11 protein-coding genes are annotated in these 17619 nt (G+C 53.9%); 7 read left to right on the top strand and 4 right to left on the bottom strand.

Translation table 11 applies throughout. The features are described 5' to 3' along the window. Positions 1 to 649: 649 nt before the first annotated feature. On the bottom strand, positions 650 to 2353 hold the full coding sequence (locus ALB80_RS17530) for a hypothetical protein (protein ID WP_050605389.1): 1704 nt from the start codon (positions 2351 to 2353) through the stop codon (positions 650 to 652). A 302-nt stretch (positions 2354 to 2655) separates the two neighbouring features. On the opposite strand from ALB80_RS17530, the gene ALB80_RS17525 reads away from it, so the two are divergent. After that, positions 2656 to 4710: an alkyl/aryl-sulfatase gene (locus ALB80_RS17525; RefSeq protein WP_253276908.1), complete on the top strand. Its 2055-nt coding sequence runs from the start codon at positions 2656 to 2658 to the stop codon at positions 4708 to 4710. Between the two features lie 547 nt (positions 4711 to 5257). On the opposite strand, the gene ALB80_RS17520 is transcribed toward ALB80_RS17525, so the two are convergent. Then, positions 5258 to 7138 (bottom strand): adenylate/guanylate cyclase domain-containing protein, encoded by a 1881-nt coding sequence (locus ALB80_RS17520; RefSeq protein WP_050605388.1) that lies wholly within the window; start codon positions 7136 to 7138, stop codon positions 5258 to 5260. Positions 7139 to 7562: 424 nt separating this feature from the next. After that, positions 7563 to 9506, bottom strand: coding sequence for a DUF3604 domain-containing protein (locus ALB80_RS17515; RefSeq protein ID WP_050605387.1), 1944 nt, complete (start codon positions 9504 to 9506; stop codon positions 7563 to 7565). 224 nt (positions 9507 to 9730) lie between these two features. On the opposite strand from ALB80_RS17515, the gene ALB80_RS17510 reads away from it, so the two are divergent. Together ALB80_RS17510 and ALB80_RS17505 are read left to right on the top strand one after the other, a co-directional pair. Then, positions 9731 to 11197: an arylsulfatase gene (locus ALB80_RS17510; protein WP_371256001.1), complete on the top strand. Its 1467-nt coding sequence runs from the start codon at positions 9731 to 9733 to the stop codon at positions 11195 to 11197. Between the two features lie 301 nt (positions 11198 to 11498). Then, positions 11499 to 12107 (top strand): hypothetical protein, encoded by a 609-nt coding sequence (locus ALB80_RS17505; RefSeq protein WP_157054240.1) that lies wholly within the window; start codon positions 11499 to 11501, stop codon positions 12105 to 12107. Positions 12108 to 12386: 279 nt separating this feature from the next. Here the strand turns inward: ALB80_RS17505 and ALB80_RS17500 are convergent, their stop codons facing one another. Next, complete coding sequence (locus ALB80_RS17500) at positions 12387 to 13367, bottom strand: LysR family transcriptional regulator (RefSeq protein ID WP_157054239.1); 981 nt, start codon at positions 13365 to 13367, stop codon at positions 12387 to 12389. 12 nt (positions 13368 to 13379) lie between these two features. On the opposite strand from ALB80_RS17500, the gene ALB80_RS17495 reads away from it, so the two are divergent. The 4 genes from ALB80_RS17495 to ALB80_RS17480 all read left to right on the top strand — a co-directional run bounded on the left by ALB80_RS17495 (position 13380) and on the right by ALB80_RS17480 (position 17548). Then, a complete protein-coding gene (locus ALB80_RS17495; protein WP_050605383.1) occupies positions 13380 to 13985 on the top strand; it encodes a cytochrome P460 family protein in 606 nt (201 codons plus the stop codon). A 78-nt stretch (positions 13986 to 14063) separates the two neighbouring features. Continuing rightward, a complete protein-coding gene (locus ALB80_RS17490) occupies positions 14064 to 14543 on the top strand; it encodes a cytochrome P460 family protein (RefSeq protein ID WP_253276907.1) in 480 nt (159 codons plus the stop codon). 220 nt (positions 14544 to 14763) lie between these two features. Further along, the gene (gene hemA, locus ALB80_RS17485; RefSeq protein WP_050605381.1) at positions 14764 to 15987 is read left to right on the top strand and encodes a 5-aminolevulinate synthase; all 1224 of its coding nucleotides are present in this window, start codon (positions 14764 to 14766) and stop codon (positions 15985 to 15987) included. Positions 15988 to 16039: 52 nt separating this feature from the next. After that, on the top strand, positions 16040 to 17548 hold the full coding sequence (locus tag ALB80_RS17480; RefSeq protein WP_050605380.1) for an FMN-binding glutamate synthase family protein: 1509 nt from the start codon (positions 16040 to 16042) through the stop codon (positions 17546 to 17548). Positions 17549 to 17619 lie beyond the last annotated feature (71 nt).

Here is a 17619-nt window from a genome sequence, read left to right as displayed (position 1 = left end):
GTCACACGAACCTGATCCAACCGTCATAGTTGGACCAGAAAAGCAGTGAACGTTCGACATCAGAAGGCGCCCCCAACGTTGGACATCAGTTGAATTTGACCTTTGCGTCATCAACTAACACGCCGCCCCCATTTCATACTCCCGCAGACAGTTTGGTTTGATCTGACTTCCCTTTCGGAAATTCAGGTCTGATTTGTAGGTCAGACAGCGAAGCTGCCTGTTCCTGCTAAACTGCCACATGGCGAACGCGGGAGGGGGAGGGCTGCGCCCTCACCCTGACGGCCAGGGCGTTTGGCCTGTCCAAATGCCGCTGGCCCAAAAAACGGAAAGTGGTGGGGAAGAAAGCCCACCGCAATTTGCGATTGTATGATTCACTCGAACTGAAAAAGTAATAGTGGCCACCAAACAGACATCAGCCGCATGCGCAGCAAAGGGTCTCAGCGACAGCGGCAATGCGCAGGAAGCGGACTTTAATCTAAGATGCAGTGTTATGGAGCCGTGAACAGCTGTTATGCGGACAAAGTATCAATTTGCTGCGTCAAATCCAACGACCGTTTCCCTGTCGCACGCGCACCTAAAAAGTACTCATTCTGGATCAAATCATGGGTAACACAGTTCACAGCTTGGACTGAAGGCATTCGTTTGATCATTAGTCGATCTCAAGACCTGCCTTGCGAAGACTACCTAAAAGATTTTGTTCGAACGGTTCACCCAGTTGCCAGATTGACAGAATGTTGCTTGCCTCGGATGCGAAACCGGGTTGTTGTGACAGCAGCTCCTTCATCGAGGACTGGGCTTCTTTCTGGCGGTCCAATTTTGCATTCAGAGCTGAACTCCAAAGATGCGTCCAAAAGAAGTTCGGCATGTCGATCTGGTCCAAAACCGTTAATGCCTGCTGATAATCGCCTTGGTCGAATTCATAAAACACGCGCGGGAAATGGTACCAATGCGGATGTACCGGGTTCAAAGCGATGGCACGATCCACGATGGCCAGACCTTTGCCCCATTCGCCGCTGAAGGCGAGCCTCATGCCGAAATGTGCTAGAACAGCGCTGTCATTTGGACTCAGACCAACTGCGATCTCCCCGGCCTTGCGAAACCCATCAATGTCTCCGCGAACAAAGCGCATGTTGGCCATCATCAAATGTCCGACCGCAAGGTTCGGATCAATCTCGACTGCACGGCGCGCTGCATCAGAGGCGTTAGTGATCACCTCCTGGCGGTCACCGCCAAGACCAAAGCGGATTTGCTGAAGGTAAAGGTTGGACAGCACCGCCCATGCCTCGGCGTAATCTGGGCTTTGTTCCAAAGATCTTTGAATGCAGTCCAAGATTGCCGGATGGCGGTCTAGGTCGATTCTGATCTGGTAGCTGTAGTAGCTCAGCACGCAATCATACGCATCGCGGTTGCTCGGCGGCGTTCGGGTGGCGATTTTCATCGCACCCTGTGTCAGAACGCCGTATTTCCCAGCAAGTTTTCCGATCACATCCCGGATGATCTTGTCCTGTGCAGCGTAGATTTCACTGGGGGCGCTTCCCATAGTATAGTCGTTCACCCAAATGTATCTGTTGCTTTTGAGGTCGATGAGGCGAGCTGACAACAAAATAGTATCGCCCTTGTCCAGAACACTTCCTTCCATTGCAAAATCCGCATTGAACTCTGCCCTCAGGCTCTGCAGATCAGCGCCCCTCTGGGTCAGTCTCTGGCCACTGCCCAAAGGTAGAACCCAAATGTCACGGAATCTCGCCAACTCGCTGGTCAACTGCTGGGTCAGGCCATCGGAAAAATAACCCGGCCCGTCTCCTAACGTGTCAAACGGAAGCACAGCCACAACAGGGCCTTGCGGAAGCGTTTCTTCAGAGATTGAGGAGCGTGCTGTCCAAGGGCCACCAAAAACAATCCAGATCAAGGTGCACAATGCCGCCAACCCGACAACACCAAGACCGAAATAGGGAAAACGCCAGGGGCTACGGTCTTCCAGTGGCGAGACCCGGGGTGAGGAACTTGGTGGCTCAGGCGGCGTAACACGCTCGAACCGAGGGGCGTACCCGCCCTTGGGTATGGTCAGACGAACCGGATCTTCCCGGCCCGGTCCTGCATAGTAGCCATCAATGTCCTGTCGCAGGCGCCGGGCCTCAAGCCGGACAATCGGGTCAACTTGCTGATCAAAGGTCTCATCCCTGTCAAAAACAGTCATAGCGATGGAAACACCTTTGATCTGATCAGCGCGACCGGCCAGATACTCTTCGACGATGTAGGATAGAAAAGCGCGGCGCTGGGGTGTCGCTGCAAAATCGGGATGGGTCAAAAGGCGGTGCAACTGCGCCCGAATGTTACTTTCCGACAAGTCCAACCGAAGATCCTCAATCCCGAAAAAGTCCAAAGAAAACAAATAATCAACACACGACTCAGGGTGTAATACAGGGGATCAACGGCAGGTAGCAACATGTTCGCACTTCCCTGCTGCAGTTCTTTCGCTAACAGGGGCGAGCACTTTGCCATGCAGGCAAGTGCCGGAGCGTCGGGGAAGCGGCCTTTGTGTTCGAAAAGACGCCGCTCTACGCGAACGTCCAGGTTTTCCCTCGTGATTTGGTTTTGTTGCTGCTTCCTTGCCGCTTTCGACAATTGAATTCTTTCGACAGGAGCTGTCTGATCATGGCACGCCGACAAAAACTACTTCTCACCACCGCACTATTGATGCTGACCGCCGGTGCAGGGGCTGCGCAGGAACATTTTGATCCCAAGGGCAAGATGCCTTCAGAATTCACTGTCGAGTTTCAGGAGCAGATGCGTGGCTCTTTGCCGTTCGAAGATCAGCGCGATTTTGAAGAAAGCCGCAAGGGTCTGATCGCGGTTCCCGACTATCGCCAGATCAAAACCGAAGACGGCACCGTCGCCTGGGATATCGGCAGCTATGATTTCCTGCTGGAAGAGGGTCAGGAATTCGACTCGATCCACCCGTCGCTGCAGCGTCAGGCGATCCTGAACATGAACTATGGTCTGTTCGAGATCCTGGACGACAAAATCTATCAGGTCCGCGGTTTCGACCTGTCGAACATCTCGTTCATCCGGGGCGATACCGGCTGGATCATCTTTGACCCGCTGGCTTCGAAAGAAACTGCCGCTGCCGCGTTGAAGCTGTTGAACGACACGGTAGGCGAACTGCCGGTCAAGGCGGTGGTCTATTCGCACTCGCATGCTGACCACTACGGTGGTGTCCGCGGTGTCATCACCGACGAAGACGTCGCAAACGGGGTCGAGGTCATCGCGCCCGAAGGCTTCATGGAACACGCCGTGTCCGAGAACGTCTATGCCGGCAACGTGATGAACCGCCGTCTGTTCTTCCAATATGGTGTACTGCTGCCGCGCAACCCCTACGGTCACGTGGATCAGTCGATCGGCAAGAACATCTCGGCCGGGACCACCGGCCTGATCGAGCCGACCCGCTATGTCTCGGACGATTATGAAGAGATCACCATTGATGGTGTCCGCATGATCTTCCAGAACACCCCCGGCACCGAAGCCCCAGCCGAGATGAATACCTACTTCCCCGACCTCAAGGCCTTCTGGGCGGCGGAAAACATCACCGGCACGATCCACAATATCTACACCCTGCGCGGCGCATTGGTCCGCGATGCGCTTAGCTGGTCCAAGCATATCAACGATGCGCTGTATGAATTCGGGCAAGATGCCGATTTGATGTTCGCCTCACATTCTTGGCCCCGCTTCGGAAATGACCGCATTCAAGAGGTCATGCGTGCACAACGCGACACTTACGCCAACCTCAACAACGGCGTGCTGAACCTGGCCAACAAGGGTGTGACCATCAATGAGGTCCACAATGTCTATGAGGTTCCAGAAAGCTTGCAGCAGCAATGGGCCGCGCGCAGCTATCATGGCTCGGTCGAGCACAACAGCCGTGCGGTCATCAACCGCTATCTTGGGTATTGGGATGCCAACCCAACAACACTGACCCCCCTGTCCCCAAAGGATAGCGCGCCGCTTTTTGTCGAGATGATGGGTGGTGCCGAACCGATCCTGGCCAAAGGACAGGCGTTGTTTGACGCAGGCCAATACCTGCATGCTACTGAGATTCTGAACAAATTGGTCTATGCTGCTCCGGACAACCAGAAAGCCAAGGATTTGCTGGCGGATGCGTTCGAACAGATCGGGTACCAGAAAGAAAGCCCCTCGGTCCGCAACTCTTTCCTGGGTGCCGCCTATGAACTGCGCAATGGCATCCCGGAAGGTGCCACCATCGAAACTACCGGTCCCGATACCATCCGGGCGATGGAAACGTCGATGTGGCTGGATTTCATTGCCATTCGCGTTGACAGCGCAAAAGCGGCGGATATGGAGTTTGTCATCAACCTGTCCATTCCTGATCGGGATGAAGAAATCGTGGTCGAGATGAGCAATGCTACACTGACCCACATCGTCAACCAGACAGCCCCGAACGCTGATCTGTCGATCAGTCTGGATCGTGCTGAACTGGAAAAGGTCATGACGGGTGAACGCAAGCTGGTCGATATGCTGGCCGATGGCACCGCTCGGTCCGATGGCAACCCCGATGTCGTGGCACAGTTGGCCTCGACACTGGACCAGTTTGATCTTGGATTTGAGCTGATGCCCGGCACCGGGGCCAAGGATCTCACGCTCAAAGCCAATGATTTCGCCCAACCACCGTTGGCAAATTCGAACGGGGGTTAATCTCCGCGACCATCTCAGCGGACTAACCCAGATCGACTGAAGTTTGTGGCATCAAGAGAAATCTGAGCCCGAATTCGAAGGGGATCTGGGATGCTTATCCCTGGAAACGGTCGCATTGTTTTAGCAATGCGGCCGTTCGCTATCGGTGCAGCATCGTTCAGAATGGGCTCTAAGTCGCCATCCGATCATTTCACTCAAACAATTGACGGGCACTTAGGGACTAAGGTCGGCAAAGTGCTATACGCGGCCTAATGCACCCGCAGTAGCCAACTTACACAGCGACGGCCACACAGGGCTCAAAGGTCTTGTTCAAGCTCACCGCAGAGAATGGCAGCAGCGAGCCCATGTGCTGAATGCTGCAATTAGTGCAAACGACAGTTCTGCGCTCTGAGTAATCTCTACAAAGCTTGGACAGAGTCCGTGCTGCGGGGGTTTGTACTGATTACGACGAGCAGCAGGTGGGATGCTCAGAGTTACAGGATGCCGAATTGCTGCCAAAACCTGCTCTTCGATTTTTTGCTTGGGACAACCATATCGGCTCAACCATTCAACGCTTGGTTTCCGGGACCCCCAGTCTGCGCAAGTCGTCCAGCCATCGGTTAAGGTATTCGTCGCTCTCGAACGGCGCATTCCTTGCCTCTTCGATACTGTAATCGGGGTTGTCTGCCAAAAATTGGTCGATCAACGTTTTTGCTTCTTCTTCTCGCCCCAACCGTAAGAGTATCGGCGCAAGCGTGCGTCTTAGGCGATCCGGAACCTCGTTCATCTTTTCAATCGAAGCGAGAGCACCTGCGTAATCTTCCGCAAAATACTGTGCCCACCCCAGATTCCACAGATACCAATCCGGATGATGCGGGTTGAGGCGAATCGCCGACCGCATTCGTTCAACGGCTTCTTTGGCGCGTCCACTATAGACCAGAGGATCAGTTGAATTGACGAGCGTGCCCGCAGAATTCGGATTTAGCGAGATAGCCTTGTTATACAGCGTTACTGCCCGGTCGAGATCGCCGCTATACATCGTCACATAAGCCAGAACGGCGTAGCCGGCAAAATCGAGTGGTTCCAGATCAATCGCCTTTCTGGCCATTTCAAAGGCAAGATCGAGCGATTCTTCGCGTGAAAGGTCTTCGCTCCAGCCAAAGCGGTACCCAAAGGAATGCGCCCACGCGAGTTCAGCATATGCGCCCGCGAAGTTTGGATCGAGCGCAATCGCCTGCTCACTCAGTCGCTGCGCTTGAATATTGTCCCTCTTGTTGAATTTGAGCGAGTGCTCCTGAGCACGTGTGGAGAGTTCATAGGCCCCGAGGTTTTCAGTGGGCTGGTGTTTTAGCCTGTCATACTCGGCGAGATTAATACTCGTGCTCAACGTCGAGGCCACTGTGCGCGTAATCTCATCCTGAACGTCAAATATATCTTGCAGATCACGGTCGTATTGTTCGGCCCAGAGATGCTTGCCGGTAGTGGCATCGATTAATTGCGCATTTGCGCGCAAACGTTCGCCTGCGATCTGAACGCTGCCGTCAACGATGTATCGCACGCCGAGTTCCTGCGCGATCTGCTGCACCTCTATGGGTTCATCTTTGTACAAAAAGGATGAGTTGCGCGCGATGACAAAAAAGTCGGAGAACCGGGATAGCGCCGTCAGGATGTCTTCACTCAGACCATCGCTCAAGTAATCTTGGCTCGGATCGTTGTTCAAATTGTCGAAAGCCATGACCGCGATGGACGGCTTGCCAGACGCAGGTAGATATTGGTCATCATTGGCAGACGATGTCCGAGCAGGGCTCCAGGGCTGCCACCATGCCGCCAGGCCCAAGACCAAGGCGGACACGACGCCGATGGCAACTGCCGACCAACGTTGTGCAGGCTTTGCTGCGCTCCGCACAATGGGCGATACCAAAGCCGTGGCCTTTTCATCGAGCGTCAAACTGAATACGTGCAATGGGTCCGCGATGTTCTTGACCTGATGCATTCCCATATCTTCGATGCTGAGGTCGAGTTTGTCCTTAACCTGATCGAAGACATTGACCGACATACAGATGCCGGCGGGTTTGGCCAGGCTTTCCAGTCGAGCGGCTATGTTGACGCCATCGCCTTGAATGTCGTCCTGATCAACCACGATGTCGCCGACATTGAGCCCCATCCGATATCGAACCTGAGCATCCTGCGGTACGCCCTCATTTTCGGTCCCGACGTAGTGCTGCAATTCGACGGCACAACGAACGGCCTCGACAGCGCTGGCAAATTCGATCAGCAGCCCGTCACCCATCAATTTTACAATGCGTCCGTTCCGCGCCGATACAATTGGCTCGAAAAGACGTTCGCGATGCGTTTTGACTATCTCAAGAGTGCCGGCTTCATCATTGCGGATAAGGCGGCTGTAGCCAACGACGTCGGCAGCAAGTATCGCGGCGAGGCGGCGTTCCAAGTTCCTACCTCCAAGTTTTTAGATCAGGTTAGGCAGAAAGCTGAGACTAATCCAGAACCTTTGAGACCGTTGATACGTTCCTCTGACGCTCAGTTGACAGAGCCACGACTGACAACAGCTATTCCGCTTCGGGGCGGGGGCTGGCCATGATACTTCAAAAATGAAAGGCGACTTTGTCCGCATTGTTCGTTTTCATCACCTGAGGAACATGGTCTGCAATCGACCGAAAGCTGCCGAATGCATCCGCAGTGCCTACGCTGGGCGGCAATGGCGGCTCAGGACTCTTACTTTCAGTTGAGGCACGTCGCAGAGAATGACCGCTCCGAGCCCGAAGCGGTCGTCCGTACGGATGAAGGCCGCCTAATGTTGTCGTCATAGGAACCGTCGGACATTTGTGTTGAACGACGTTGGCTTACTAATGATCTCAGCCCTCGGGAGTATACCAAATTGGCGAAGTGTAAGCACGTTCCTGTGTTGACGTTGGCACCTCGGGCGGTAGTTCATCCCCGAACCGAACCGCGTCGTAAATTGTCCATCTCGGGGTAGGAATTTCCAAAACACGAGCATAGTAGAAAGCCCGCACTGAAGGATCGAACTCAGGGTCCGTCCAAACAGTGATCAGCTCTGGAGACCCTATGGAATTGGTAAACGTGCCCGTTGTAACATCCACGGTGTTCCCCACCGCTGGCAGGTTGCCGTCCGCGTCAGGTTCTCGGTCTCCCGACCAAGCCACGTCATAGACCCGCTCTTCAGTTTCGCCGCTGGAATTTAGCCAACCTTTCACAATCTGAACACGGTCGAGATTGCCGGAGAACGGATCTTTCAGCGCAGCAACCAAGAAGGTTGGGGCGTCCGCGCCTTCTGTCGCGTCTGCGAGGTCCCCACCCATCGGAACGCCTTTTTTATATCCTATTTCTGCGGGCAAACGAGACCTTGCATCAGCTTCCGTAAAATCCCAGCCACCAAAGAAACGAACCGCGATACGACTACCGGTTGTCCCGTAAACTTCTTTCCGTTCCATGGCGTCGAATATGGCTTCGCGTGTGTTGTCCTGAGCCCAGACCGCTGCATAGCCAGAGGCTGCCATCTCCCATCCAAGAATTCTTGTCGCTTCAAACTCACCAACAACATGCTGCCAACGACCCGGCTCTGGTTCGACCCCAGAGTGTTTGCCAAAAAAATTGTCTTCTTCCGCCGTTGCCAAAGCCGTATGGCTATCGGTCGATCCCACTACTCCGAATTTGTATGGATTAGTGCCGAGCTGAGCCTCTAGCTTCAGGCCGTTCTTCAATGCCTCACGGGCATATTCATATTGGAGCATCCAGTCTTCTTTGGGAGTTGGGCCAAGGTTGGATTTATCCCAAGTTTCATAGTCTGCGAACTCATCGTTTGGGCTTAGAAACGGATGCGCTTCGCCGTCACCTTTGATTTGGGTGATTTCATACATTGGTTCCCACTTCGCGCGCCGTTCTGCGTAGTCTGCTGTCAACGGTTCACCCGTTTCCAGGTTGGTCTCGACCGGGAACATAAGACCGTTAGATACGTTGCCGTTGTGGGCAAGAGCCAGTACACGACCGCCAGTCTCTTGTTCATATGTTTCCAACCAGTCCCATAACCGTTCCGGATTAAAGGTCTCTGCGGTTGTGAAAGGTAGCATTTGCCGCGCGCGAATGGCATCATCTCGGTAGATCACGTTGCGGTGGAGGTTGTTGCCAGCTTCAGTGGATGTCCACTCGTATCCGATGAACGCAGTGAAAGCCCCAGGGTCGTTGTGGTGATCCGCAGTTTGCGTGAAATTGTCCCAGACGGATTGTACAAATCTTCGATCTGAAACTGCCTCGGGAAGTGCATCTCCTGTAATACCCGCGAAAGTTTCAATGACTTCCATTGTTGCGCCTAGAGCGACGTCTCCACCGGCGTTAAGTCGTTCGCTCCAGTCTCGAAGCGTTGGGTCCCGCATCAATGTTGAGTTTCCGGCGATGATTTCATTCATAGCGCCCATGGCATCAGAGTGATCGGCAACGACAAGCCAGTCGAGCGGGCGCGACAATTGCACGCGCAGGCCGTGCGATGTTGTGACTTCCTCACCGCGTGCAAATCTATAGGCATCGTCCGGGCTCAGAATGACTCCAAATCCGCGCGCGTCGAGTGAATTTGACGTGTGAATATGGGTGTCACCCCACAGAGGACGCGTAGGAAAATCACGCCCAGCGTACGGTGAGAAATCAGCCGGTGCAGGTTCGCGCATATCATCAACCGATATAGTCATCTCCCCAACTTGCCCACCTTGTGCAGCCTCTTGAGCATTTGAAGAGCTTGCTATGAACGTGGCAGAAACAATTGCTGTCGATGTCAGAAAAAACTTCATTGGAACCTCCCAGCAGAGCTGAATGCCAGCCTATGGCAACATCTGACGCGGCTGTTCGTCAAGTAAAACAACGGTTTTTCTAATTTGGGCGCCAGCGATCCTGAGAAAGGTTCATTTATTTCTGAACCTCGGGTTCGCCCATAGCGTTGACGCTCAGCCACCTTGCTTCAGGTCCCGCAGTGAGTAGCCTTTCTTGACGATGGGTGCTCTTGTTCGTCAGTCTTATGCCAGTGATCTTGATTGGAGGCGTTGTCATGAAGTGGTTTTCACGAACATTCCTACTGTCCTTTTTTCTTCTATTTGCCACAGTTGCCTCAGCCCAAGACAAACCCAATATCGTATTCATATTTCTGGATAACTTTGGTTGGGGTGAACCAGGATTCAACGGTGGTGGCATAATCCGCGGTACAGCGACTCCCGAAATGGATGCCCTGGCTGCAGAAGGATTAAGGCTCACGAACTTTAACGTGGAAAGTCAGTGCACTCCCTCTCGAGCTGCGACTATGACTGGGCGTTACGGCATCCGGAGCGGCAACCATACAGTCCCACTGGCCGGCGGCGTCTACGGTCTGACCCAATGGGAAATCACTATGGCCGAGATGCTAAAGGATGCGGGATACAACACGGCCATGTACGGAAAATGGCACCTCGGCTGGTCTGCAGGGCGCTATCCAACGAATCAAGGATTCGACGAGTTTTACGGCGTCGAAACCACTGACGTTACAGTCTGGCGAACGCTTCCGGGATTTGCTGAAGCTGAGATGGAAGAGCCCGTCGTCAAGCAAGGTGTGTCAGGCGAGCCAGCATCCATAGTGCGGGACTATGACCTGGACTATCGCGGTGAGATAGATGGTGACCTGACAAAAAAGGCTATCGAATTCATCGAAGCGAAGAGCGAAGACGACGCACCCTTTTTCATTTATCTTGCTTATACACAGACCCACTATCCAAACATCGCGTCCGAGGAATTCGATGGTGCCACTGGAAACGGTGTTTGGGCCGACATTCTACTTCAGACTGACACCTACATCGGGCGCATCGTTGATGCGTTAGAGACCGCGGGTGTTTCGGATGATACCGTGGTGATCTTTACTGCCGACAACGGCCCCGAAGCTCTGCCAGTTGGAAACGCGAACGTCTCACCAGTACCTGCGGTTCATGGCACCGCAGGGCCTTGGCGTGGCACTCTCTTCACTAGCCTCGAGGGAAGTATGCGCGTACCTTTTGCGATCAAATGGCCTGGGAAAATCCCTGCCGGTTCTGCGAGTAACGATGTTGTCCACTCGATGGACCTCTTTCCGACATTCGCGACGTTTGCAGGCGGCAAGGTGCCAAGAGACCGGGCCTTTGATGGCATTGACCAATCCGAATTCTTTCTCGGTGCCCAGCCAAATTCAAATCGAGATGGCGTGATCGTTTACATGGGTGAACAGATTTTCGGCGTTAAATGGAAGGATTGGAAAGTCCTGTTCAAAGAGAATACGACAGCTTTTGGTGTGACAAATTCTTTTGACACACCAAGGGTCTACAATCTTCTGAATGATCCGCACGAGCGCGAAAGCGTACTCTTCCCTCACACATGGGCGGTCGAAAAGGCGCTACCGCAGTTGCAGGAGCACATCGCAACGTTCAAGGAGCACCCTCCGATCCCGCCGGGAACGCCAGACCCCTATGAACCACCCAATGACTGAGCGGCAGTTTTGTCTCGCGTTCCAGGCATTTCACTAAGCCGAGCTGAAGGTCCGTTTCGGGTCTAACAGACGAACTCTCGATCAGTGATCTCATAAAACCTCTGACCTTGGTGCGCGCGGGTTCCGCGCGGCTTTCCGAGCCATCTACGCGGGGTTTCTGAAGACCAATATGGAGGCTTTTGTCCCGTAGAACGCGTTCCAGCTTCTCGAGTGGTTGGTGCTTCCGATTGGGACCTGCGCAAAACACGGCGTTCCGCTGCTCCAGCTTCCCAACGCGTCATATGTACATCGCACCTATGATGTGGTTGAACAAGTAACGCGTCACCAAGATCTGATCTTTAAAGCCGCTCAAGACGCAACATCGCTTGGGCGATCCTCGTTTGAAACCTACCTGAGCCGCCGTATTGAGTTTGGGGTCGCCGGTGACTGGTTGGACTCGCTGGAGCTGACGCATCTTCATCAGGCCGCTCTGACATTAGGTATGGCGATTGCCATGGACCGCGGTATCGGCCGCTCGGATTTGGATTTTGAGCTGGAGCGTACTGCCATGTCGGCCGGATTCGAGATTTTGAAGAGTGGGCCGGAAGCCCTGAAAGCTGAGCTGGTGCGTGCCAGACGCCGGTCTTCCTCTAAGCGGTCCTATTTCACGACAGATATGGGCGAATTCTATACCTGGCTTAAAGATACTGAAGCGGACCCGGCGACAGCGGTCCTCAGGGCTTGCGTGCAGGATTTTGTGCGCGAAAACTATCCACTGCAGACCGGTGCGAAAGTTCTGGGTACGGAAATCTCAGCACCAAACTCATCACGCTTGAACGCGCGCGGGAGCTACATGGGGTCGGCGAGGTCCGGGTGCGAGGTATTCTCGCCCATCTTCGCAGTAAAAACGCGAGCGACCTGTCAAACATAGAAGATGTCAGCCTTGAGGAACTGCGATGCCCAACGGCTTTTATTTAAGGCCTTCCATCCGAGAACCCAAAACCTGACACTTATGCTGGACGCGGCGAATGTCTCATTGGAGCCCAAACTACCACATGCCGCAGTGTGGACAGATGTCCGCTTTGGTTTTGTAGGAGGAGTTGCGTTATGGCACGCCCAATGCAATTGCACACGATACCCACGAAAGCCTGCTTTGGACGTGGAGCGTTTTACTACGTTGGTGTCAGTCAGACTATTCAAAAGCGTTCGCTTACCCCGACGCAAGTGACCAAGAAAACGATTTGACGTGTTTAATCAGCGCCTGAACAGGGGGCAGGTCTTCGCGTCCAGCGGGGATCGTCAAATAAACCGATCTGAGTAGATTCTGGTCTCGCAAGGCCACTGATTTCAGGCCCGCTGAACTGGCAGAACTTTCTGGCATGATCGAGACACCGTGATCTTGCGCAAGCAATGATTTTATCCAATCTTCCCGCTCGCTGCTGGCCACGACATTCAGGTTCACATCGTTCTTTTCAACCATCGACAAGATCATATCCCGAAACTCGCATCGCAACCTGTCTATATAGGGAAACTCGGCGATCATCTTCAGAGGGATCGACTCGCGTTGAGCCAACCGGTTTTGCAATCCGCAGGACATCACCATGCGTTCCTGAAACAATTCATGGGTGCGCATTCGTGGAACAGCTTCGACAGGGCTGCCAATGATTGCGACGTCGACTTTGCCATTCAATAGCGCCTCTTGAATCGTTGCAGCGGTGAAATCCAGCAACTCAATCGACAGCGTCGGGTTGTCTTGCTGGAACTGCGCCAGACAACGGCCTACCTTGCCCGGGTCTATGGTGCACATGATCGCAATACGGATACATGCGGTTTCGGTCTTCGCAATCCGTGATGCAAGCTGTGCAGCGCGACTTGCTGCATCCTCCACCTCCTGAAGAGAGGTACGCATGCGTTCACCCAGGTGGGTCAAGTGCGTCAAACGCCCTTCTCTTCGGATCAGAGATCCGCCAAATTCCGATTCAAGCTGCTGGATTGCTTTACTCAATGCAGGTTGCGAGATCTTTAATTCTCTCGCAGCTTGAGAAAAATTGAGTGTGCGTGCGACGGTAAGAAAATATCGAATGCGACGAAGTTCCATAGGTTCTTGTACCTCAGCGTGGCAGGTGGGCCAGTTATACATATCATAACTAAAATATATGATTGGAGGCACTAGATTTGAGGTCAGCCACAAGGAGACCTCTCAATGAAGCTACCACATTACGCTGCCGCCACAGTAATTGTCGCTTTTGTTTTGGCGGGTGCAGTTCTGGCTCAATCCTCAGCAGAAACTATTGCCGAAGCGACCTTTAATGACGACGGGTCAGTCAATGTTCCCACTGATTACCGTCGCTGGGTTTTCATCGGTTCGCCACTGACCCCCAATGCCCTGAATGACGGCGAAGCTCCTTTTCCAGAGTTTCACAATGTCTATGTCGAACCTTCAGCCTATGACTACTTTGCAGAAACCGGTGAATGGGCAAATGGTACGCAGATTGCCAAAGAATTGGTGATGATCCGCGAAGGCGACAATTGCACCGAAGACGATGGCGCTTGTTTCGAAGTGTCCGGCAACGGGTACTTTCAGGGCGAATTCGTCGGTCTTGAACTTACGGTCAAAGATACGGAACGGTTCAGTAGCGAACCGGGCGGCTGGGTCTATTACAGTTTTGGGCACGATGGCGAACCCTATGCTGAAACAGCACAGGCCTTCCCAGCAGAATCCTGCAACGCCTGTCATGAATCCAACGCAGATACCGATTTCGTGTTTACCCAGTTCTACCCTGTGCTTCGTGCCGTTCAGGGAAATTGAGACGTGAAACGTCTATTGGGTTGCCTCGCTCTGATTAGCCCAATCGGAGCGCTCCCCGGGTCGGCACAGGAGTTTTCTGTGTCGACCCAAGGGGTCGTTGGATCAAATGGAAGCATCCACATGCCCAAGGGTGAGTTTCGCACCAATTGGCCAATGCTGGGTAGCTGGACCATTCTGGACGAAGGCGAAGCCACTGGACAGCACGTTGTCTATACGCAACGGGGCGTGATCGAACATTATCTGGACCATGGGTCGTTCCCCGACGGTGCAGTTCTGATCAAGGAGCTGTTAGAAAGCAAAACCGACGAGTACACCACCGGAACTGCAGCCTATGCGACCGAGGTTACGGGCTGGTTTGTCATGGTGAAAGACGAACACGACCGGTTTGACGGAAATGGCCTCTGGGGCAGCGGCTGGGGTTGGGCTTATTTCGACGTGGCTGATCGTGAAACAACGACGACCGAAGATTACAATATCGAATGTAAGACCTGCCATGTACCCGCCCGAGAAACTGACTGGGTCTATACCGAAGCTTATCCGGTGCTGAACACAAATTGAGACGACCAAACAGGCTGGGCAACCTAACCCCCACCACTCACCCTGACGCAGCGGGGCGGATTAGCTAAAACGATCCGTTCCCGTTGCAGTTGGGAGTGAGCGAGTTATCCATGGTTCTAACCTGTAGGATCGTTCGTGCACCTGCGCGGTCAACTGGAGTATTTGAATGAAGCGTTTCTCAAACCTGCGACGCCCTCCGAACCTAGGAGCGCAGATACCGGTGGACTATATTGCTCAGCTCGATACAGCGATTGCCAGGCTGCATGATGAGGGACGCTACCGGACCTTCATCGACATCGAACGCCGGAATGGTCATTTTCCGCATGCCGTTCGAACCCGCCCGGACGGTTCGCAGCAGAATATTACCGTGTGGTGTGGCAATGACTATCTGGGTATAGGCCAGCACCCCGTTGTTCTGAAGGCCATGCACGAAGCTGTTGACGCCGCTGGCGCCGGTTCGGGTGGTACTCGCAATAGCTCGGGCACCACGATTAGTCACAAGCGGCTTGAGGCCGAGCTGGCCGATCTGCATGGCAAAGAATCTGCGCTGCTTTTCACCAGTGCTTATATCGCCAATGATGCAACGCTGAGCACGCGGCCGAAACTGTTCCCCGGTCTGATCATCTATTCGGATGAGCTGAACCATGCCTCGATGATCGAGGGCGCGCGCCGCAACGGCGGTGCCAAACGCATCTGCCGTCACAATGATGTGGCACATCTGCGCGAATTGCTTGAGGCGGACGATCCCAAAGCCCCCAAGTTGATTGCCTTTGAATCTGTCTATTCGATGGACGGTGATTTTGGTCCGATTGAGGAGATTTGCGATCTGGCCGATGAATTCGGTGCACTGACCTATATCGACGAGGTTCATGCAGTCGGCATGTACGGCCCGCGCGGTGGCGGCGTATCCGAGCGTGATCGTCTGGCGCATCGTATCGACATCATCAACGGCACGCTTGCCAAGGCTTTTGGCGTGATGGGGGGGTATATCGCGGCCAGCGAGAAAATGTGTGACACCGTGCGGTCATATGCGCCGGGTTTTATTTTCACCACCTCATTGCCGCCAGCGGTTGCGGCGGGGGCTGAGGCCTCGGTTGCCTATCTGAAAACGGCATCTGAGCTGCGTGAGCAGCATCAGACCCGGGCGAAAATTCTGAAGCTGCGCCTGAAAAGGATGGGCCTGCCGCTGATCGACCATGGCAGCCATATCGTGCCCGTGATCGTCGGCAACCCGGTTCACACCAAGAAACTGAGTGATATGCTGCTGGACGATTATGGCATCTATGTGCAGCCGATCAATTTTCCGGCCGTCCCACGCGGGACCGAGCGTTTGCGGCTTACCCCATCCCCGGTGCATGGATCAGCAGAAATTGATCAACTTGTGAATGGATTAATCACACTTTGGGCCCAATGTGAATTGAATCGCACTGAGCTGGCCGGTTGACGCGCCTGCCCTTCCACCCTTTGCCCAGAACCAATTCCGGAGCTAACTTCTGATGTCACAACTATCGAATGTGATCCTAACACTAATGCAAGTCCTCTCTTTTGCTTTCGTCTTTGCCGTTGGATTCGCCGTGCTGTGGGTCGTGGTGATCTATTTCCGCGACAAGACTCAAACCGACAGCACCCTGCGGCGGAACTATCCAGTGGTGGCGCGGTTTCGGTATTTCTTTGAACATATGGGCGAATTCTTTCGGCAGTATTTCTTTGCGCAAGACCGCGAAGAGATGCCGTTTAACCGGGCCGAACGGTCATGGGTTTACCGTGCGGCAAAGGATATAGACTCGACCGTTGCTTTTGGGTCGACCCGCGATTTGCGCCCAAATGGGACGGTGTATTTTGTGAACTGCCCGTTTCCGACATTGGAGCAGGACGCAATGGACCCTTCTGCTGTAACCATCGGACCTTATACGCAAAAACCCTATACGACGGATTCAGTCTTTAATATTTCAGGGATGAGCTATGGCGCAATCTCGGTGCCTGCTGTGCGCGCATTGTCATCCGGTGCAAAAGAGGCCGGTATTTGGATCAATACCGGGGAAGGCGGTTTGTCGCCCTATCATCTGGAAAGCGGCGCAGACATCGTTTTCCAGATCGGCACGGGCAAATTTGGCGTGCGTAAACCTGAAGGCGGTTTTGACGAGGACAAGCTGCGCGCTGTAGCTGCCCATGACGCGGTAAAGATGTTCGAGATTAAGCTTAGTCAAGGGGCCAAACCCGGCAAGGGCGGCATTTTGCCCGGCGCAAAAGTGACTGAGGACATAGCCAAAATACGCGGACTGATGGTTGGCCAGGACGCGATCAGCCCCAACCGTCACCCGGAAGTCAATAGTGTCGGCGATCTTCTGGACATGATCGCTTATGTGCGCAACGTCACCGGTAAGCCAGTTGGCTTCAAGGCCGTGATCGGAGCCTATGGTTTTTTTGAAAACCTGTGTAAGGAGATTCTAAAGCGCGGTCCCGAAAGCGCCCCGGATTTTGTTACAATCGACAGCGCCGATGGCGGCACCGGTGCCGCACCAATGAGCCTGATCGACAATATGGGCATGCCTATCCGTGAAAGCCTGCCGCTGACCGTGGATATCCTTAGGAAATTTGGCTTGAAGGATCGGGTGAAAGTCTGTGCCAGTGGCAAGATGATCAACCCTTCCGAGGTCGCATGGGCGTTTTGCGCAGGCGCGGATTTTGTGAACTCGGCGCGCGGTTTCATGTTTGCGCTTGGCTGCATTCAGGCCCTTCAATGCAACAAGAACACCTGCCCCACTGGCATCACCACCCACGATGCCAAACTGCAATTCGGACTTGATCCGGTCAGTAAAGCGGAGCGTGTCGCAAGCTATGCCAGGAACATCAAGAAAGAAGTCGGGATCATCGCCCACAGCTGTGGCGTCGCCGAACCGCGCCTGCTGAAACGGTATCACGCGCGCATCGTACTGACTAACGGCCAGTCGGTTTCGATGGACGAGCTGTATCCAGATCCACAACTGGTGCAAGCTGCCGAATAGCCGATCTTACAAACCCAATCGACAACGCAACCTGGGCTACGAGCCAACCCGCAATTGCATCAGGAGACCAT

It is taken from the genome of Ruegeria sp. 6PALISEP08, from assembly GCF_001238295.1.
Taxonomy (GTDB): domain Bacteria; phylum Pseudomonadota; class Alphaproteobacteria; order Rhodobacterales; family Rhodobacteraceae; genus Ruegeria.
The sequence above is the reverse complement of the archived record's forward strand: the minus strand, read 5'-3'. Positions and strand labels throughout refer to the sequence as shown.

Coding starts and splice junctions, on each gene's coding strand:
- ALB80_RS17515 (WP_050605387.1), bottom strand. CDS start 9,506: ATGAAGTTTTTTCTGACATCGACAGCAATTGTTTCTGCCACGTTCATA.
- ALB80_RS17525 (WP_253276908.1), top strand. CDS start 2,656: ATGGCACGCCGACAAAAACTACTTCTCACCACCGCACTATTGATGCTG.
- ALB80_RS17495 (WP_050605383.1), top strand. CDS start 13,380: ATGAAGCTACCACATTACGCTGCCGCCACAGTAATTGTCGCTTTTGTT.
- ALB80_RS17510 (WP_371256001.1), top strand. CDS start 9,731: ATGCCAGTGATCTTGATTGGAGGCGTTGTCATGAAGTGGTTTTCACGA.
- ALB80_RS17480 (WP_050605380.1), top strand. CDS start 16,040: ATGTCACAACTATCGAATGTGATCCTAACACTAATGCAAGTCCTCTCT.